The organism is Brachybacterium sp. GCM10030252 (genome assembly GCF_042666535.1).
Lineage (GTDB): Bacteria > Actinomycetota > Actinomycetes > Actinomycetales > Dermabacteraceae > Brachybacterium.
In genome coordinates this window covers 398312-415420 of record NZ_JBHTDM010000004.1, presented here as the reverse complement: position 1 = coordinate 415420, position 17109 = coordinate 398312, and the positions used below count along the sequence as shown (strand labels likewise).

Below are 17109 nucleotides of genomic sequence, written 5' to 3'. Positions count from 1 at the left end.
ACCGGGTCAGTGGGACGCACCGGGACGCGCTACGCCATCTCTCGCGCGCTGATCATCGAGAGGAGCTCGAGCTTCTCGTGGCTGTCCGTGCCGGGCACTGCGGTGTACACGAGCAGGCGGTGCGATTGCTCGGGGTCCAAGAGGGTCTGGCAGTGCAGCTCGAGCGCGCCCACTGCCGGATGCTGGAAGCGTTTGACCTCCGGCGGACGGATGCCGATCTCGCGCTGGTCCCACAGTGCCCGGAACTCGTCGTTGCGCGCGTACAGGAGGGTCGAGAGCTGCGCGGCCTTCGAGTCGGGCCCGCGCAGCGTGACGAGCTCGTGCAGGCCCGAGGCGTACAGCCGGGACAGATGATCCTGTTCGTCGATGGGGTAGCACTCCCGCGCCGCAGTGTCGGTGAACCAGCGGTAGCCGAGGCTTCGCTCGGGCCCCGTGAAGCGACCGGCATCGCCCAGGAGCGCGCGCCCCATGGGAGTCTGCCGGAGGGTCTCGCCGAGCTCGGTGACGATCTCGGCGGGCGTGTCCTGCAGCCGGTCGAGGATACGCAGGAGGCCGGGACCGATATGTTCGCTCGCCGGTCCCCGGGCCGGCGGCATGCGCCCCGCCAGTCGGAAGAGGTGATCGCGCTCGTCCAGGGAGAGATGAAGCCCCTGCGCGACCGAGGCGATCATCTGCTCCGAGGGCTGGGGCCCTGTGCCGCGCTCGAGACGGGCGTAGTAGTCGGTCGATATGTGGCAGAGCGTCGCCACCTCCTCGCGACGAAGGCCCTGCGTGCGCCGCCGCTGTCCCCGAGTGAGTCCGACGTCTTCGGGCTGCAGGGCTTCGCGCCGCCGCCGAAGAAAGATCGCCAGCTCCTTGCGATCGATCATTGTGGGGCCTCTCTCCGTCGCCTGCGTTCGTTCTACGCCCGTCCCAGCTCTGTGTGACCCCATCATCCCCAGGTCCTCGACGTGCTGGACCATCGTGAGCGTGGCCGTCACTGTATGGGCCGTGGATCGCAGGTGAGACCGTGGCGGCCATGGAGCTCCGTGCCGGCGGCGCGGAGTGTCGCCGGTGAACATCTCGCCGTGGGCGGGCCCGTAGCCCGTGAAGAGCAACAGGCACCCTCCATGATCTGGAAGGTGCCTGTGGCCTGCGCGAATCTCGGTCGGGCTGACAGGATTTGAACCTGCGACCCCATCACCCCCAGTGATGTGCGCTACCAAACTGCGCCACAGCCCGAGACCCTCCGTTGCCGGAGGACCGACGACGATAGTACCCCCGAACCGGACCCCAGAGCGAATCGAGAGCGGCGTGACCTGCGGCACCTCGCCGGCGCGGTGTCCACCGTGCCCGTGGGGACCTGCAGGTGCGGGGTGCGGCGCCCGTCGGGCCTCCTCCGGTGCGAACCGGCGGCGCGGCGGGCCGCCCGACCGGGTCCGAGGCCGGCGACCGACCAGATGGGCGGGGCGACAACGGCTCCCGGAGCGGTCTTCGTCGCTCTGCGTGCGACAGTGGGGCAAGAGGTCTCCGCACACGGAAGGACGTGCCCGATGGTGGACACAGCCGAGACTCAACGCTGGCACGATGCTCTGCGCGAGCAGCCCGCCGGATGGGACGTCACCACCTTGCCCGGGTTCCGCGAGCAGACGCCGCCGTGGCGATGGCGGAAACTGGTCGCCAACCTCGCCTGCATGTCCGACGCAGTGCTGGACCTCGGCACGGGCAACGGGGAAGTGCTGGCCGCACTGGCCGACGTCCTGCCGGAGAACACGGTCGCCACTGAGGGCAGGCCGTCCAGCCTTCCGGTCGCGCGCGCCCGGCTGGACCCTCTGGGCATCGACGTCCTCGAGCATGACGCCGGCAGCCCAGGGTCGCGCCTTCCCGCCGAGGACGACAGTGTCGGCCTCGTCCTGAGCCGCCACCAAGCGTTCGACCCGGTGGACGTCGCGAGGGTCCTCGCCCCGGACGGAGTCCTGCTCACCGAGCAGGTCGGCGGAGACGATCTCCGCGAGGTCCTCGAGGTCCTCGAGGTCCTCGGCATCGATCCGCCGCTGCCCGACATCACCCTCGCGACCATGGAGCATGCTCTCTGCCGCGCCGGCCTCACGATCGAGCGCGCCGACTCGTTCCACGGCACGTACGAGTTCGACGACATGGCGAGCCTGCTGGTCTACCTCCGCCGCCTGCCATGGCACGAACCGGGGGATCTCGACGTCGACCGTCACCGCGTGGAGCTCGAGGAGCTGCACGCACGGATGCAGGAGGGTCCTCTCCCCGCGACCTCCAGCCGGTTCCTCGTCCTCGCCCGCGCCCCGGGCAGGCCCGATCCCGGCCGCACCGACTTCGCAGACCTCCCCGCGGATGATCTCGAGGTCCCGCGGGTCTGAGCTCTCGGCCCCGTCAGCACCAGTAGTCTGCTGATATGCGTGCCCCGAAGCGGTCGACTCCGGGGTCGACCCCACGGTCGACCCCTCACGGCGAGACGCCGTACTCGCCGGCGTCGCTGCTGCGCGCCCTGACCGCGAACCCCTATGACGTCGACGAGCTGCGGATCCACGGCGGGACGCACACGGAGGATGCCCCGCCGGACAACCGGGCCACCCGCACCATCACCCTGCTGCTGGCCCTCCTGCTCGGCTTCGCCGTCGCTGTCGCGGTCACCGACCTGCGCCGGGACGCAGCAGCCGATGACAGCCCCCGCACCCTGCTCGAGGCGGAGGTGCGCGAGACCCGCACCGAGGCCGACGAGCTCGAGGCCCGCCAGGAGACGCTGGAGAGCGACGTGGCCGCCGCACAGGGGGAGGTCCTGGACAGCGCCGATTCGGGCGCCTCGCAGCGACTGGCCTCCTACGAGATCGCCAGCGCCGGGGTGGCCATGGCGGGCCCCGGGGTGACGCTGAGTCTCGAGGACTCGGCCCCACTGCCGGCCAGTCCCGGGGTCGAGAGCGGCACCGTCAACCGGGTCACGGACGGGGATCTGCAGATCGCGGTCAACGGACTGTGGGCGGCGGGCGCCGAAGCGGTAGCCATCAACGGGCACCGGCTCAGCACCACCAGCGCGATCCGCGCGGCCGGATCCGCCGTGCTCGTCGACTTCCGCCCCTTGTCGCCGCCCTACGTCATCACCGCTCTCGGGGACCCCGACGCGCTGCGATCCGGGGTCGAGGACGGTGAGACGGGGGAGTACCTCACCGAGGTCTCCACCCGCTTCGGCGTGCGTTACTCCTGGGAGAGCAGCGACGAGCTCACCGTGCCCGCTCGCGCCGTGGGCTCGCTGCGGGAAGCCGACGTGATCGAGTCCGAGCGCGACGGGCCCGACGGCGGCGCTGCGTCGGACTCTGCCGATTCATCTGCCGATACCGCCCCCGACCCCGCTGACGACAGCGGGTCCCGGAAGGACTCCGAATGATCGCCATCATCGGCCTCGCCCTGGGCATCGTGCTGGGCGTCGTCGTCCAGCCCGACGTGCCCGCCGCCCTCCAGGCCTACCTGCCGATCGCGGTGGTGGCCGCGCTCGACACCCTCGCGGGCGGGCTGCGCGCCAGCCTCGACGGGCTCTTCGACGCCCACGTCTTCATCACCTCGTTCCTGTTCAACGTGCTGATCGCGGCCTTCCTCGTGTTCCTCGGGGACCAGCTTGGCGTGGGCGCTCAGCTGTCGACGGCGGTGATCGTGGTGCTCGGCATCCGCATCTTCTCCAACGCCGCGGCGATCAGGCGCCTGCTCTTCCGCTCATGAGCGACGGCACGCGCATCCCCGAGAGCCCGGAGCAGCAGAAGCTGATCTGGCGGCGGCTCCGCGGCACGCTGCGTCCCCGCGCCACCTGGTCACAAGGGATCGTCGGGCTGCTCTGCGTGCTGCTGGGCCTGTCCATCGCCGCCCAGGTGCGCCAGAGCGACGATTCCCTGGAGGGTGCCTCCCAGCAGGAGCTGGTGCGGCTGCTGGATGAATCCGGGCGACACGTCGCCGGGCTCGAGGTGGAGAACGCCGAGCTCGAGAGCACGCTGGAGACCCTGCGCTCGGGACAGGACGACAACGCGGCCGCGCAGGAGGCCGCCGAGGATCGACTGGACGATCTCGAGATCCTCGCCGGCACCGCTCCCGCCCACGGCCGCGGGATCGTCGTCTCCATCGCGGATCCCGACGGCGGCGTGCGGTCCTCGACCCTGCTCGGTGTGATCCAGGAGCTGCGCAACGCCGGCGCCGAGGTGATCCAGGTGGGCGAGGTCCGCGTGGTCGCCTCCACCGCGGTCACCACCGACGCCGACGGTGCTCTGGTCGTCGACGGCACCGTCGTGCCCGCCCCGTACACGATCCGTGCCATCGGCGACCCCGCCGTGATGGAGCCGGCGCTGCAGATCCCCGGCGGCGCGGCCGACTCGGTGGCCGGCGACGGCGGAACGCTCGCCGTGGCGACCGAGGAGGACGTCCGGATCGAGGCGACCGTCGAGCTCAGCGAGCCAGAACGCTCACGAGTGGTCAAGTGATCGTCAAATTCTGACCCTGTCCCAGCAGGAACGGCGCTGGTGACCGATCCGGCGTGCGAAGATGGGCGGGCCGTATCCTGTTCGCTCACGGAACAGGGTCCGCTGCAGGCCAGGAAGGGGTGCGGGGTGTCCGGGAACACCGACTGGAACGACGAGAATCTCGACCACACGTCGAAGCTGAGCGCGATATCGCCCAGCGACGCGGTCGACGACGCCGAGCCCGGACTCTCAGCCCAGGATCGCCGCGCGATCGAGAACCTGCCCCCGCACAGCGCTCTGCTGATCGTGCGCAAGGGCCCCAACCTCGGCGCGCGCTTCCTGCTCGACTCGGAGACCACGATCGCCGGTCGCCACCCCAACTGCGAGATCTTCCTCGACGATGTCACCGTCTCGCGCAAGCACGCCGCCTTCGTGCGCGACGGGGAAGGGTTCCTGGTCCGCGATCTGGGATCGCTCAACGGCACGTACGTGGGCAAGGACCGCGTCGACGAGGTGCGTCTTCAGCCCGGCCAGGACGTCCAGATCGGCAAGTACCGCCTGACGTACCACCCCTTCCTCGGGAAGGACTGAGTCGATGCCGGCCTCCGCATCGCGCAGGCCGAGCTCGTCCGGGGCTGCACGGCTGAGCATCGGTCAGGTGCTCGAGATCCTCCGCGACGAGTTCCCGGACCTGTCCCACTCCAAGCTCCACTACCTGGAGTCCGAGGGGTTGATCGCGCCCGAACGCACCTCCGCGGGTTACCGCAAGTACACCCGCGAGGACGTCGACCGGCTCCTGTTCGTCCTGCGTGCCCAGCGCGACCGGTTCTGGCCGCTGAAGGTCATCAAGGAACATCTGCTCGAGCACGGGGTCGAGTCCGAGGTCACCTCCATCGCCTCCCGTCCCGGACCCAGCTCCACCATTCAGGCCGTGCGTCTGGACCGGCGCGGTCTGATCCGTCAGGCCGCGATCGACGAAGAGTTCCTGGCCGAGCTCGAGCAGTACGGCCTGCTGGCCGAGGGCGCCATGTTCTACGGTGCGGCCGAGCTCGAGATCGTCACCGCCGCCCGCGACCTCGCCGACGAGGGCCTGCACCCGCGCCACCTGGTCATGCTGCGCACCTCGGCCGAGCGCGAGGCCCACATGATCCGGTCCGTCGCCAGGCCGCGGTCGCGGTCCGGGGATGCCGCAGCCCGCGGAGGTGCCGAAGATTTCGCCCGTGACCTGGGAGAATCGATGATCTCCCTGCACAGCGCGGTGCTGCGCACGAAGCTGCGGGACAGCTGAGGGCCGCCCGGAAGAGTGCTGAGAGTCGTCACCAGTCCGTGATCTTCGACCGGCGAGTTGCTGTTCGCCGACGGGCAGTACGCGCTACTGTTGTCGCGTGCTCTCGTCTTCCCCTCGGAGAGCCGGATACCGGAGGTAGCTGTGAACGCCACTCGCGGCGAGGATCGCACTGAGCAATCCACCGTGCCCGCCGAGCCCGCGCAGGGCGTCCTGTTCGACGATGTCGTGGACACGCCAGGCGAACTCGGCTATCGCGGTCCGGCTGCCTGCAAGGCAGCCGGCATCACCTACCGTCAGCTCGACTACTGGGCGCGCACCGGCCTGGTCAAGCCGGGCGTGCGGGCGGCGTCCGGCTCCGGCAGCCAGCGTCTGTACGGATTCCGCGACATCCTCGTGCTCAAGGTCGTCAAGCGCCTCCTGGACACTGGGGTCTCGCTCCAGCAGATCCGCATCGCCGTGACCGCACTGCGCGAGCGCGGCATCGACGACCTCGCCCAGATCACCCTGATGAGCGATGGCGCCTCCGTCTACGAATGCACCTCGGCGGAGGACGTCTTCGATCTTGTCCAGGGTGGTCAGGGAGTCTTCGGCATCGCCGTCGGCCGCGTCTGGCGCGAGGTCGAGAACGACCTGGCCGTGTTGCCCGGTGTGGACCCCGCCGACGACGCCGCCCTCGCCCTCCAGGACGAGCTGGCCGCGCGTCGCCGATCCCGCCAGGCCGGCTGACCAACGCAGTTTCCGACAGAAGCGGCGAGCCCCCGGGAAGGGGCTCGCCGCTTCTGCATGCCGGGACAGGACGTACGGACCCTGTTCGAGTGGTCGCGTGCTCGAAAGCGGTCGCACCCGGATCCGGCCATCACGCCGTATCGGGCGGGCGGGATCAATCGGGCGGGCCGGATCAGGAGTGCTGGCGAGAATCCAGCACGGTCTTCAACAGGGCGTCGAAGTCCTCGGTGAGTCGCCTGCCCGAGGCACCCTCGTAGCGGTGCAGCGGCACGGCGCCGCCCTGTGCCTGCTGGAGCCCCACCCGTTCCTCGATGACCGGCTCGAGCACGGCGTCGCCGAAGAGGTCCCGCAGCTCGGCCAGGCGGTACTGGTGCTCGACCGACCGCGGACGGTAACGGTTGACCACGAGCCCCAGCGGCAGCAGCCGCGGCGCGATCCCGTCCTCACGCATCTCCGCGGCGAGCTTGAGCGCACGATCGGCGGCGGTGACGGCGAAGAACCCGGGCTCGGCGACCACCAGGGCGCGATCCGAGGCGGCCAGGGCCATCTGCGTCAGGCCGTTCAGCGAGGGCGGGCAGTCGATCAGCACGATGTCGTACTGGTGGGTGCGCTTGTCCAGCGCGTCCCGCAGGCGCCGCACATCCTTGGGATGCGGAGTGGGGGAGTCCATCACGGAGGACCGGCTGGAGCCGGGAATGATGTCCAGGTGCGAGCCCGCATCGGTCGCCCACGGCGTGGAGATGATCGAACGGTCGATCGTCTCCGTGCGCGGCGAGGAGACCACCTCGGCGATGTCGACCGTGGAGGACGGTTCACCCAGCAGACCCAGCGTGGTGTCGCCCTGGGGATCGAGATCGATGACGAGGGCGTTCACCCCCTGGTGCAGGGCCGCGGAAGCCAGGCCCAGGGTCACGGACGTCTTGCCGACGCCGCCCTTCAGGGAACACACACTCACGATGAACACGGAGGGAGTCTACCGACCCGACCCTGATCACCGCGGACGCGACAGGCGGTAACCTGCGTGAATCGTGCCTGGAGCACAGTGAGGAGGGCCCGACGATGTCGCATGTCACCCATGAACTCGTGCTCGAGGTGCTCGAGGGGTGCGCGCACAGCGCGCTCGAGGAGGCCCAGCGCCTGGGACCGGCCCGTGCGGCCGGCCCCACGGAACTCGTGCTCACGACGGAAGACCTCGACGCGGTGCGGGGCCTGCGCCGCGTGGTGGCCGCCTCGACGAGCATGACCGTTCCCGCGCGCCGGCCTCGTGAGCTGCTCGACACCTCCGTCCAGCAGCGGATCGGGGACCTGCTGGCGGACATCGGCCGCCAGCGGCCCCGACAGCGCTTCACCGGGCTGCGCCTGGAGGCCGCGGGCTCGCACACCCCGGACATGCGGCGCCTGGCCGACGCCTTCGCCGAGCACGCGGGAGTCGAGGTCGATGAGGACGGCGACCTGGTGGTGAGGGTGCGCCGCGGTGCAGGGCCCGGTACGTGGCAGGTGCTGCTGCGCACCACCCCGCGCCCGCTGTCCACCAGGGCCTGGCGGACGGTCGATTATCCCGGCGCGGTGAACGCGACCATCGCCGCGACGGTGCTCGACCTCCTGGAGGTGGGTGCCGAGGACCACCTGCTCGACATGACCTGCGGGTCAGGGACGTTCCTGATCGAACAGCTCGCCGTGGCCGCTCCCGCCCGGACGATAGGGGTGGACCTGAACCCGGCGGCGATCGACGCCGCCCAGCAGCACCAACGGGCCGCACGCCGCCGGGGCCGGATCGACTGGATCACCGGGGACGTGCTCACAACGGACCTCGACCCCGGCTTCACCAGGCTCCTGACCAACCCGCCCTGGGGAACCCTGCACGGGGAGCACGAGAGCAACGAGCGACTCCTGGCCGACCTGCTGGATCGCGGCGCCGAACTGGCCGCACCGGAGGCGAGGATGGGCGTGCTGACGCATGAGATCACGCGGATGCACCGCGTGCTCGAGCGGCCGGGCCTGCCCTGGCGTCCCGTGGGGGAGCACCGCTTCTTCCAGAAGGGGCACCATCCGCGGCTGTTCCTGCTCGAGCGCGGCTGAGCTGCCGGGCACGGCGACGGCGGGGCCGACAGGTCGCACCGTCGGCCCCGCCATCACCGCGGTCACAGACCGCGTCGGCCCTCCTCGAGCGCCTGCACGCCGCCGTCGTCGCCGTCGATCCGGACCTGTGCGACCTCGTCGCGGCCCGAGACCCACAGCAGCAGTTCGAGCGGATCGCCGTGCACGCGCACGCTGCCGGCCGGCCGGCGGGAGCGCAGCCGTCTCCCGCCGTGCGGGGCAACCAGCGTGACGTCGGCCGGAACCCGTACGGCCACCGGGGCCAGCAGCGAGAGAGCGCGCCACGCCTTCGCCTGCGTCGCCTCGGGCAGCGCTCGCGGCTCCCATCCCGGCTGTGCCCGGCGCAGGTCCTCGTGATGGATCAGCAGCTCGCCCTCCCCGCTGAGGGAGTCGACCGTGCCCGCGAAGGACAGCGGTCCCGGGCCCGCGCGGAACAGGTCCACGAGATCGCCCCAGGTCCGGGCGCGGAGCTGCTGCCGGGCCTGCTGGGCGCGACGGCCCAGCTCTCCCGGCAGTCTCGGCCCCACCATCAGGTGCGGGTAGCGCTCCCGGAGCAGCAGGTGCTCGAGCAGCTCGGGAGCGCCCCAGCCCGGCAGGATCGTCGGCGCCTCGGGACCGAGGTCGGCGAAGGTCGCCGCGAAGGCCCTGCGCTCGTCACTCGCGGGCGTCGCCATCGTCGCTCATCAGCCCTGGTTGCTGAACGCGGCGTCGAAGGAGACCTCGGAGACCGGGTAGTCCAGGCTCTCGAGCACCTCGATCGCCTCCTTGGCCCCGTGCAGACGATCCATGCCCGCGTCCTCCCACTCGATGGAGATCGGACCCTCGTAGCCGATCGAACGCAGCGCGCGGAAGGCCGCATCCCACGGCACGTCGCCGCGGCCGAAGGAGACGAAGTCCCAGCCACGGCGAGGATCGCCCCAGGCCAGGTGGGAACCCAGGCGGGTGTTGCGACCGGTGACCCGCACCCGGATGTCCTTGCAGTCGACGTGGTAGATGCGGTCGGCGAAATCGGTGATGAAGGAGACCGGATCGATCTCCTGCCACATGAAGTGGGAGGGGTCCCAGTTCAGGCCGAAGGCCTCGCGGTGACCGATCGCCTCGAGCGTGCGCTGGGTGGTCCAGAAGTCGTAGGCGATCTCGGAGGGGTGGACCTCGTGGGCGAAACGCACCCCGCACTCGTCGAAGACGTCGAGGATCGGGTTCCAGCGGTCGGCGAAGTCCTGGTAGCCGTCGTCGATGACGTCCTGGCCCACCGGCGGGAACATCGCCACGTACTTCCAGATCTTCGAGCCGGTGAAGCCGACGACGGTCTTCACGCCCATCTTCTGCGCCAGGCGGGCGGTGTTCTTCATGTCCTCGGCCGCGCGCTGGCGGACGCCCTCGGGATCACCGTCGCCCCACACCTCGGAGCCGACGATCGCCTGGTGGCGGAAATCGATCGGATCGTCGCAGATCGCCTGGCCCTTGAGGTGATTGGAGATGGTCCAGCACTTCAGCCCGTGCTTGTCGAGGATGCCCAGGCGGTCGGCGACGTAGTCGTCGTCATCCCAGCGGGAGGCGTCGAGGTGCTCGCCGGAGACGGCGATCTCGAGGCCGTCGTAGCCCCAGCCGGCGGCGAGCTCGGCCACCTCGTCGAGGGTGAGATCGGCCCATTGGCCGGTGAACAGGGTGTGCGGATGAGCCATGGTGGTGATGCTCCTTCTGCGGTGAGCGATATCGAGTGCGTTCGGCGTGGAGGGGGCCGGCCGCGTTTCGGCGGCCGGGGTCAGAGGGTGATGGTGGCGCCGTCGGCGGCATCGGAGGAGATGACGGCGTCGAGCACGCGCTGCAGCGCCAGCCCGTCGGCGAAATCGGGGGAGTAGCCGGTGGCGTCCTCGCCTCCGCGGTCACGGATGGCCACCAGCAGGTCGCGCGCCTGGTTGGAGAACGCGTTCTCCCAGCCCAGCACGTGCCCCTGCGGCCACCAGGCCTCGAGGTAGGGGTGCTCGGGCTCGGTCACCAGCACGCGCGCGAACCCCTGCTCGGCGATCGGCCGGGTCGCGTCGAGGAACCACAGCTCGTTGGGGTTCTCCAGGCTGAACTTCAGGGCGCCCTTGCTGCCGTAGAGCTCGACGGTCAGCTGGTTCTTGGCGCCGTTGGCCATGCGCGAGACCTCCACGGAGGCGACCGCGCCGCCATCGAGCTCGAGGGTGGCCCACGCGGCGTCGTCGACGGTGACGTCCTCGGGGCCGTCCGGCCCGGGACGCTGGGGGACCACGGTGGCCAGTCGTCCGCGCACCGCGGTGACCTTCTGTCCGGTCAGGTGCTGGACCTGATCGATGGCGTGGGATCCGATGTCGCCGAGCGCACCGGAGCCCGCGGTCTCCTTCCGCAGCCGCCAGTTCATGGGGGCGGTCTCGTCGACCAGCCAGTCCTGGAGGTAGGCGGCCTTGGCCTGGCGGATCTGTCCGAGCTTGCCGTCCTGGACGAACTGCTTGGCCAGCGCCAGTGCCGGGACGCGACGGTAGGTGAAGCCGAGCGCCGCGATCTGGCCGCGCGCAGTGGCGGCCTCGGCCGCCTCGACCATCGCCTCGGCCTCGGCGGTGTCGTTGGCCAGGGGCTTCTCGCACAGCACGTGCTTGCCGGCCTCGAGGGCGGCGATGGCGATCTCCGCGTGGAGGAAGCCGGGGGTGCAGATGTCGACGATGTCGATGTCGTCACGGGCGATGACCTCGCGCCAGTCGGTGGCGTGCTCCTCCCACCCCAGGCGGCGTGCCGACTCCGCCACCGCCTCCTCGTCACGGCCGACGATGACGCGCCGGGCGACCTCGGGAACCTCGAAGGCGGCGCCGACGGTGCGCCAGGCCTGGGAGTGGGCGCGGCCCATGAAGGCGTAGCCGATCATGGCGACGCCGAGAGGCCGGCCGGAGGGGAGGTTGGGGGTGTCGGACACAGGGGTCTCCTTCGAGAAGTGCGTGCTCGGTCGGTTGCGGGCGAGGTCAGCGGTCACAGAGTCGAGAGGTGGGGGTCGAAGTCCGCGTCGAGCAGGTCGGGTGCGGTCACCGTGGAGGACACGGTCACCGCACCGTCCACGGTGGTGGCCTCCTCGAGACTGATCATGACGTCCAGGACGTGGGCGGCCAGCTCCCCGGTGAGGCGGTGCGGCCGGCCGGCGCGCAGGGCCCGCGCCATCTCCAGCGTTCCCAGGCCGCGCCCGCCGACGGCGCCGACGGGCCCGCGCTCGGTCCAGTCGTCCTCCCCGCGCATCGCGATGCCGGAGACGCCGGAGAACTGGTTGGGATCGGGCAGGGCGATGGTGCCTGCGGACCCGGCCAGCTCCAGCACGTGCGGACGGTCCAGCGCATCGTCGAAGGAGAACTCGACCGCGGCGGAGGCGCCGTCGGCGAAGCGCAGCAGCCCCTGGACCCGGGTGGGGACCTCCACGGCGAACGACTCACCGGCACGCGGGCCCGACCCGATCGTGCGGGTGTCCCGGGACCGCGATCCCACCGCGGAGACGGAGACCACGGGCCCGTAGGCCAGCACCAGGGTGGTCAGGTAGTAGGGGCCCATGTCGTACAGCGGCCCGGCGCCGGCCTGGAACAGGAAGTCCGGGTTGGGGTGCCAGGATTCGGGACCGGGGGAGCGGAACTGAGCGAGCGCGGAGCGCGGCTCGCCGATCTCCCCGGCCCGCACGGCACGCAGCGCCGATTGGACGCCCGCGCCCAGGACCGTGTCCGGTGCGCCGCCGATGCGGAGGCCCTGACGACGGGCGTGCTCCAGCAGGTCGGCCGCGTCCTCGCGGGTCGTCGTCAGCGGCTTCTCGCTCCACACGTGCTTGCCGGCGGAGAGGATGTCGCGGGAGACGGCGTGGTGGGCTGCGGGGATCGTCAGGTTCACGACGATCTCGATCTCAGGATCATCGAGCACGGCCTCGACCGGGCCGTGCCCGGCGATGCCGTGCTCCTCGGCGCGCGCGGCGGCGGCCTCGGGCCGCAGGTCACCGAGGGCGCGGACGTCGATGTCCGGGTAGGTGGTCAGCTGGCCGAGGTACTGGGCGGCGATGACGCCGGCTCCGATGATGCCGACGCCGACGGGTCCGGTGGTCCCGCTCATGCCTGGGTGCCCTGCAGGTGGGAGGTCAGCTGCGCGAAGGAGCGGCTGACGGCCTCGAAGATGTCCCCGGAGTGGTCGTCGAACTCGATGACGCCGGTCTCGAGCCAGGGGGCGGCGGCGAGGATCGCGGGAACGTCCATCTCGCCCTCGCCGAGTGGAAGCTGATCCTTGACGTCACCCTGCAGGTGGCCGTCCTTGAGATGTGCCAGCTGAACGCGCTGGCCGAGACGTCCCAGCAGTTCCGCCGGATCGGTGCCGCCGACGGCCGCCCAGAACGTGTCCAGCTCCAGGACGACGCGGGGGTCGAGGTGATCGGCGAGCACCTCCAGTCCGCAGCGGCCCTCGAAGACCGGCCGGGCCTCGTGGTCATGGTTGTGGTAGCCCACGCGCACACCGTTCTCGGCGGCCACCGGGGCGAGTGCGTTCAGGCGCTCGGCGGTCGCCTTGATGTCGTCCTCGCGGGTCCAGTGCTCCCGGCCCCAGTGCGGGTCGATCACCGTGCGGACCCCGAGGCCGGCCGCGGTCGCGAGCACCCGGGCCGGGTCCTCGGCACCCAGGAGGGAGACGTGGGCCGAGGGGGCGTCGAGGCCGTGCTCGGCCAGCAGCGGCCCCAGCGTCTCGGCGTGCTCCATCAGCCCGAAAGGCTCCACATGGGTGAATCCGATTCCGGAGAGCCGCTGCAGGGTGGCGGCCGGGTCGGCCGCGAAGGCTTCTCGCACGCTGTAGAGCTGGACGGAGATCTGCACTGACTGCTCCTCAGGTTCGACTGTGACCCGATCCGATACCGGGATGACCACACTATGTCGGTGATCACGTCCGGGCAAAGACGGTCCGTTCCGCAGCGAGCCTGCGATGGGAGAGACTGAGAGCGTGGAGAGACATGTGCGCGCGTGGATGACAGCGGAGGTCGCGGCAGGGACGGACATCGCCCTGCTGGTGGCCGTCTCTCGGGCACCGGTGGCGCAGGAGTCGCTGACGGTGCTGGCGGGGTCCCGGCCGCATCCGGTCACCGAGACCCGGGACCGCTTCGGCAGCAGACTCCACACCGTCACCGGGCTGCCGGCCGGGCAGGTGGAGATCGTCTACGCCGCCCGCGGCATCATCCCCGCCCCGGTCCCGCACCCCGGGGACGTGGACGCCGAGACGGCCGAGCACCTGCGCCCCTCGCGGTACTGCGAGGTCGACGAGTTCACCGGGATCGCCCGCGAGATCGTCGGCGGGCGCACCGGGATCGAGGCCGCCGACGCCGTCGTCGACTGGGTAGGCGATCAGCTCGACTACGTCCCCGGCTCCAGCACCGTCACCGATTCCGCGCGCACCACCTACGACTCCCGACAGGGGGTGTGCCGCGACTACGCGCACCTGACCGTGGCGCTGCTGCGTGCCAGCGGCATCCCGGCGCGGTGCGCCTCGGCGTACGCCCCAGGGCTCAGTCCGATGGACTTCCATCTCGTGGTCGAGGCCCTGGTCGAGGGGACCTGGCTCGTGCTCGACTCGACCCGTCTGGCGCCGCGTGCCTCGATGGTGCGCATAGCGACCGGGCAGGATGCGGCGGACACCGCCTTCATGACCACGCTGGCCGGCAACGTGACGCTGACGGGGATCCAGGTCACCGCCGTCGCGGACCCGGAGCTGCCCCGCGAGGATCCGCGGGAACGGCTGTCGCTGCGCTGAGCAGCCGCTCCCGCAGCGCGACCCTCAGAGACCGGAGCCGGACGAGTCCTGATCCGAGGAGGAGTCATCCTCGTCCAGCTGCGGATCCTCTGCGACCGAGGAACCGTCGGCGTCGGGCCGCCCATCGTCCGGGGCCGGCGCGTCGCCGTCTGTCCCGTCGTCCCCGTGGTCCTCGGCGATCCCGGCCAGGTAGTTCTCCACCTCGGCGGCGATGTCATCGGCCGTGGGGACCTCGGCTCCGGCGCCGGAGGTGATCATCCGGTCGAAGCGCTGCTCGAGCCCCTCGACCATCTCCTGCAGCTGCGGCGCCTGCTCGACCTGAGCGGCGACGGCCTCGCGCACCGGCCCGGCCTGGGCCTCGAGCGCGTCGACCGGCACGTGCGGGCCCTTCTCCTGACCGATCGCCGTCAGCAGCGCGATCGCCGCGTCGGGGTAGGACATCTCGTGGAGGTACTGCGGCACGTGCACCACCAGACCGACCACCTCGTGACCGGCGTCGGCCAGACGCATCGTCAGCAGCGCGGTGAACGGCGCGCGCAGACGGAAGGTGCCGGGCATGGTGCGGCGCACGGCGATGGACTGCGGGTTGCCCGCGAAGCGCGTCACCGGCAGCTCACGCGTGTGGGGGACAGGTGCCGGGAAGCCCTGCACCAGCAGGGTGCGCTCGATGCCGAGCTGATCGACGACGATGCGCAGCGCATTGGCCACACGCTCCCACTGGAAGGACGGCTCCGGGCCGGTGAGCAGGAAGAACGGCTCACCGTCGGGGTCGGTGACCTCGTGCAGCAGGATCTCGGGCTTCTCGTAGTCCGAGAAATGGTCCAGCTCCAGGGTGACCTCGGGGCGGCGACCGGCGTAGTCGTAGACCTGGTCCATGTCCAGACGGCCGACGACGCGGCTGGGCAGGGTGTTGAGCAGGTGATCGTCGACCAGGTCCTGGGCGTTACCGGCGTCGCTGAACGCGCCGAGGGTGACCAGGAGCGTGCGGGCGCGCAAGGAGCGCGAGTCGACGTGACGCTCATAGCTGAACAGTGTCGTCGGATCCATCGTGACCTCCAGGCAACGGGCCGCCGGCTGGGCGGCAGGTGGTGACTGAAAGGACAACGACACGAGGCAGGGGAGTATTCCCCCCGAAGCCCCATCTCAGGTGATGAGCGCCACTGTGTCCACTGCCAGTCGCAGCGCGAGGGCCCCGGTGACGATCAGGAACACGATCCGCACGAAACCGGAGCCGAACCTGATCGCGAGTCGCGCACCGAGATAGCCGCCGAGCACGTTGGCGATGGCCATGACGGCGCCCAGGAGCCACCACACCTCGCTCTGGGTCCCGAACACCAGCAGGGCGCCGATGTTGGTGGTGAGGTTGGCGAGCTTGGCGTGCACGCTGGCCTCGAGGAAGCCGTACCCGAGGACGGCGACCATCAGGATGATGAAGAAGCTGCCGGTGCCGGGCCCGAGGATGCCGTCGTAGAGGCCGACGACGGCGCCGATGCCTCCGGATCGCAGGATGTGGGCGCGGCCGGTGTGCCGCGGATCGTGGACCAGGCCCATCGCAGGTCGCAGCAGTGTGTACAGGCCGACGGCGATCAGGGCCACCAGGACGATGGGGGAGAGCCACGGTCGGGGGATGAAGGTGGCCAGCCCGGCACCGCCGGCACTGCCCAGCAGGGCGCACAGCACCAGCGGTATCGCGGTCACCGCGACCGGCGTGATACGGCGCACATAGGTCCACGAGGACACCGCGGTCCCGGCGGCGGAGGCGACCTTGTTGGTCCCCAGCACCGTCGCGGTCGAGGTGTCGGCCGGCAGCGCCGTCAGCAGCGCCGGCAGCTGGATCAGACCGCCCCCGCCGACCACGGCGTCCACCCAGCCCGCGAGGAAGGCGGCTCCGATCAGCAGCACCAGGGTCAGCGCGGAGAGCTGGAGCAGCTGATCGAGGAGAGGCACGGCGCAAGTCAACACCGCGGTGGCCGGGACGACCAATCGGGACGTCGCGCAGGCTGTCACACTGCCGGTATGCGAGCAGTGATCTGGGACCTCGGCGGGACGCTGGTGGACACGTATCCCGACGTCGATCGGGCCCTCGCCTCGGCGGTCCACTCCGAGGTCGACGACGCGGCGCTGCGCGAGGTCGCCCGGCTCACCCGCGTCTCCAGCTCCCACGCCATCGCCACCCTCGCCGAGCGCCACGGAGTCTCCGAGCGGCGGCTGCGCGTGGCGTACGAGGCGACCAAGCAGCACTGGCTCAACCACCCTCCCGCGGTGATGGAGGGCGCCCCGGAGGTGATCGAGGCGGTTCGCCGCGCCGGGGGAATGAACCTGGTCGCCACCCACCGTGAACGCTCGAGCGCCCAGGCGCTCCTGGACGCGCTGGAGCTGCGGATCGACGACATGGTGTGCGCGCCGGACGGGTTCGAACGCAAGCCGGACCCTGCCATGATCCGGGAGCTGCTGAGCCGGCACGATCTCGACCCGGGGGAGTGCCTGGCCATCGGCGATCGACCCGCCGATGTCGAAGCCGCCGCGGCCGCCGGGGTCCGGAGCGTGCTGCTGGAGACTCCCGGCGTCCCGATGCCGGCGGGGAGCGCGCCACGCATCACCCGCGTGGACGAGCTGCCGGGGCTGCTCGGACTCTGAGCCCGGCCGTTCGACGGAGCGCGCGGGATATCCCCCGAGAGTTCGCGGGGGATCGCCGGATTTCTCGGCTGACCTGCCCGCGAGCTGTTCCCCCGCGGGTGCGGCGCGCCTAGATTGACGGCAGGCGCCGCGCCTTCAGCGGGG

At 70.9% G+C, this 17109-nt stretch carries 19 protein-coding genes and 1 tRNA gene; 10 read left to right on the top strand and 10 right to left on the bottom strand.

Annotated elements, in window-relative coordinates; all coding sequences use genetic code 11:
- Positions 1–29: 29 nt before the first annotated feature.
- Both ACFQRJ_RS03605 and ACFQRJ_RS03600 read right to left on the bottom strand, forming a co-directional pair.
- The gene (locus ACFQRJ_RS03605; protein ID WP_377017112.1) at positions 30–869 is read right to left on the bottom strand and encodes a helix-turn-helix transcriptional regulator; all 840 of its coding nucleotides are present in this window, start codon (positions 867–869) and stop codon (positions 30–32) included.
- Between the two features lie 278 nt (positions 870–1147).
- Positions 1148–1221, bottom strand: a tRNA-Pro gene (locus tag ACFQRJ_RS03600).
- 311 nt (positions 1222–1532) lie between these two features.
- Between ACFQRJ_RS03600 and ACFQRJ_RS03595 the strand changes: the two genes are divergently transcribed.
- The 7 genes from ACFQRJ_RS03595 to ACFQRJ_RS03565 all read left to right on the top strand — a co-directional run bounded on the left by ACFQRJ_RS03595 (position 1533) and on the right by ACFQRJ_RS03565 (position 6462).
- Complete coding sequence (locus ACFQRJ_RS03595) at positions 1533–2369, top strand: class I SAM-dependent methyltransferase (RefSeq protein ID WP_377017110.1); 837 nt, start codon at positions 1533–1535, stop codon at positions 2367–2369.
- Between the two features lie 35 nt (positions 2370–2404).
- Positions 2405–3391, top strand: a complete 987-nt coding sequence (locus ACFQRJ_RS03590; RefSeq protein ID WP_377017108.1) for a DUF881 domain-containing protein — start codon at positions 2405–2407, stop codon at positions 3389–3391.
- Positions 3388–3720: a small basic family protein gene (locus ACFQRJ_RS03585; RefSeq protein ID WP_377017106.1), complete on the top strand. Its 333-nt coding sequence runs from the start codon at positions 3388–3390 to the stop codon at positions 3718–3720. The genes ACFQRJ_RS03590 and ACFQRJ_RS03585 overlap by 4 nt, the downstream gene beginning before the upstream one ends.
- On the top strand, positions 3717–4469 hold the full coding sequence (locus ACFQRJ_RS03580) for a DUF881 domain-containing protein (protein ID WP_377017104.1): 753 nt from the start codon (positions 3717–3719) through the stop codon (positions 4467–4469). Before ACFQRJ_RS03585 ends, ACFQRJ_RS03580 begins: the two co-directional genes overlap by 4 nt.
- Positions 4470–4595: 126 nt before the next feature.
- Positions 4596–5039, top strand: a complete 444-nt coding sequence (locus ACFQRJ_RS03575; RefSeq protein WP_377017102.1) for an FHA domain-containing protein — start codon at positions 4596–4598, stop codon at positions 5037–5039.
- A gap of 4 nt (positions 5040–5043) precedes the next feature.
- Positions 5044–5736 carry a MerR family transcriptional regulator gene (locus tag ACFQRJ_RS03570; RefSeq protein WP_377017100.1) on the top strand — a complete coding sequence of 231 codons (693 nt, stop codon included), beginning with the start codon at positions 5044–5046 and terminating at the stop codon, positions 5734–5736.
- A gap of 141 nt (positions 5737–5877) precedes the next feature.
- A complete protein-coding gene (locus ACFQRJ_RS03565) occupies positions 5878–6462 on the top strand; it encodes a MerR family transcriptional regulator (RefSeq protein WP_377017098.1) in 585 nt (194 codons plus the stop codon).
- Positions 6463–6634: 172 nt separating this feature from the next.
- Here the strand turns inward: ACFQRJ_RS03565 and ACFQRJ_RS03560 are convergent, their stop codons facing one another.
- Positions 6635–7426 (bottom strand): ParA family protein, encoded by a 792-nt coding sequence (locus ACFQRJ_RS03560; RefSeq protein WP_377017096.1) that lies wholly within the window; start codon positions 7424–7426, stop codon positions 6635–6637.
- A 95-nt stretch (positions 7427–7521) separates the two neighbouring features.
- Between ACFQRJ_RS03560 and ACFQRJ_RS03555 the strand changes: the two genes are divergently transcribed.
- On the top strand, positions 7522–8541 hold the full coding sequence (locus tag ACFQRJ_RS03555; protein ID WP_377017094.1) for a methyltransferase: 1020 nt from the start codon (positions 7522–7524) through the stop codon (positions 8539–8541).
- 62 nt (positions 8542–8603) lie between these two features.
- Here the strand turns inward: ACFQRJ_RS03555 and ACFQRJ_RS03550 are convergent, their stop codons facing one another.
- The 5 genes from ACFQRJ_RS03550 to ACFQRJ_RS03530 all read right to left on the bottom strand — a co-directional run bounded on the left by ACFQRJ_RS03550 (position 8604) and on the right by ACFQRJ_RS03530 (position 13400).
- Positions 8604–9233: a TIGR03085 family metal-binding protein gene (locus tag ACFQRJ_RS03550; RefSeq protein WP_377017092.1), complete on the bottom strand. Its 630-nt coding sequence runs from the start codon at positions 9231–9233 to the stop codon at positions 8604–8606.
- Positions 9234–9242: 9 nt separating this feature from the next.
- Positions 9243–10244, bottom strand: coding sequence for a sugar phosphate isomerase/epimerase family protein (locus ACFQRJ_RS03545; RefSeq protein ID WP_377017090.1), 1002 nt, complete (start codon positions 10242–10244; stop codon positions 9243–9245).
- An 80-nt stretch (positions 10245–10324) separates the two neighbouring features.
- Positions 10325–11443, bottom strand: a complete 1119-nt coding sequence (locus ACFQRJ_RS03540) for a Gfo/Idh/MocA family protein (RefSeq protein ID WP_377017276.1) — start codon at positions 11441–11443, stop codon at positions 10325–10327.
- A gap of 101 nt (positions 11444–11544) precedes the next feature.
- Positions 11545–12654 carry a Gfo/Idh/MocA family protein gene (locus ACFQRJ_RS03535; protein WP_377017088.1) on the bottom strand — a complete coding sequence of 370 codons (1110 nt, stop codon included), beginning with the start codon at positions 12652–12654 and terminating at the stop codon, positions 11545–11547.
- Entirely contained in the window at positions 12651–13400 is a 750-nt protein-coding gene (locus tag ACFQRJ_RS03530) for a sugar phosphate isomerase/epimerase family protein (RefSeq protein ID WP_377017086.1), read from the bottom strand. Before ACFQRJ_RS03530 ends, ACFQRJ_RS03535 begins: the two co-directional genes overlap by 4 nt.
- A gap of 106 nt (positions 13401–13506) precedes the next feature.
- Here ACFQRJ_RS03530 and ACFQRJ_RS03525 point away from each other — a divergent pair, with 106 nt between their 5' ends.
- Positions 13507–14328, top strand: coding sequence for a transglutaminase family protein (locus ACFQRJ_RS03525; protein ID WP_377017084.1), 822 nt, complete (start codon positions 13507–13509; stop codon positions 14326–14328).
- 24 nt (positions 14329–14352) lie between these two features.
- Here the strand turns inward: ACFQRJ_RS03525 and ACFQRJ_RS03520 are convergent, their stop codons facing one another.
- Positions 14353–15375 carry a PAC2 family protein gene (locus tag ACFQRJ_RS03520; RefSeq protein WP_377017082.1) on the bottom strand — a complete coding sequence of 341 codons (1023 nt, stop codon included), beginning with the start codon at positions 15373–15375 and terminating at the stop codon, positions 14353–14355.
- A gap of 96 nt (positions 15376–15471) precedes the next feature.
- Positions 15472–16275, bottom strand: coding sequence for a TSUP family transporter (locus ACFQRJ_RS03515; protein ID WP_377017080.1), 804 nt, complete (start codon positions 16273–16275; stop codon positions 15472–15474).
- Between the two features lie 69 nt (positions 16276–16344).
- Between ACFQRJ_RS03515 and ACFQRJ_RS03510 the strand changes: the two genes are divergently transcribed.
- Positions 16345–16965, top strand: coding sequence for an HAD-IA family hydrolase (locus ACFQRJ_RS03510; RefSeq protein ID WP_377017078.1), 621 nt, complete (start codon positions 16345–16347; stop codon positions 16963–16965).
- The last annotated feature ends 144 nt before the right edge of the window (positions 16966–17109 follow it).

Excerpts from the sequence above, each read along its gene's own strand:
- ACFQRJ_RS03545 (WP_377017090.1), bottom strand. The coding sequence starts at position 10,244 with ATGGCTCATCCGCACACCCTGTTCACCGGCCAATGGGCCGATCTCACC.
- ACFQRJ_RS03595 (WP_377017110.1), top strand. The coding sequence starts at position 1,533 with ATGGTGGACACAGCCGAGACTCAACGCTGGCACGATGCTCTGCGCGAG.
- ACFQRJ_RS03525 (WP_377017084.1), top strand. The coding sequence starts at position 13,507 with ATGGGAGAGACTGAGAGCGTGGAGAGACATGTGCGCGCGTGGATGACA.
- ACFQRJ_RS03540 (WP_377017276.1), bottom strand. The coding sequence starts at position 11,443 with ATGATCGGCTACGCCTTCATGGGCCGCGCCCACTCCCAGGCCTGGCGC.
- ACFQRJ_RS03510 (WP_377017078.1), top strand. The coding sequence starts at position 16,345 with ATGCGAGCAGTGATCTGGGACCTCGGCGGGACGCTGGTGGACACGTAT.
- ACFQRJ_RS03590 (WP_377017108.1), top strand. The coding sequence starts at position 2,405 with ATGCGTGCCCCGAAGCGGTCGACTCCGGGGTCGACCCCACGGTCGACC.
- ACFQRJ_RS03555 (WP_377017094.1), top strand. The coding sequence starts at position 7,522 with ATGTCGCATGTCACCCATGAACTCGTGCTCGAGGTGCTCGAGGGGTGC.
- ACFQRJ_RS03570 (WP_377017100.1), top strand. The coding sequence starts at position 5,044 with ATGCCGGCCTCCGCATCGCGCAGGCCGAGCTCGTCCGGGGCTGCACGG.
- ACFQRJ_RS03605 (WP_377017112.1), bottom strand. The coding sequence starts at position 869 with ATGATCGATCGCAAGGAGCTGGCGATCTTTCTTCGGCGGCGGCGCGAA.
- ACFQRJ_RS03550 (WP_377017092.1), bottom strand. The coding sequence starts at position 9,233 with ATGGCGACGCCCGCGAGTGACGAGCGCAGGGCCTTCGCGGCGACCTTC.
- ACFQRJ_RS03520 (WP_377017082.1), bottom strand. The coding sequence starts at position 15,375 with ATGGATCCGACGACACTGTTCAGCTATGAGCGTCACGTCGACTCGCGC.
- ACFQRJ_RS03535 (WP_377017088.1), bottom strand. The coding sequence starts at position 12,654 with ATGAGCGGGACCACCGGACCCGTCGGCGTCGGCATCATCGGAGCCGGC.
- ACFQRJ_RS03580 (WP_377017104.1), top strand. The coding sequence starts at position 3,717 with ATGAGCGACGGCACGCGCATCCCCGAGAGCCCGGAGCAGCAGAAGCTG.
- ACFQRJ_RS03585 (WP_377017106.1), top strand. The coding sequence starts at position 3,388 with ATGATCGCCATCATCGGCCTCGCCCTGGGCATCGTGCTGGGCGTCGTC.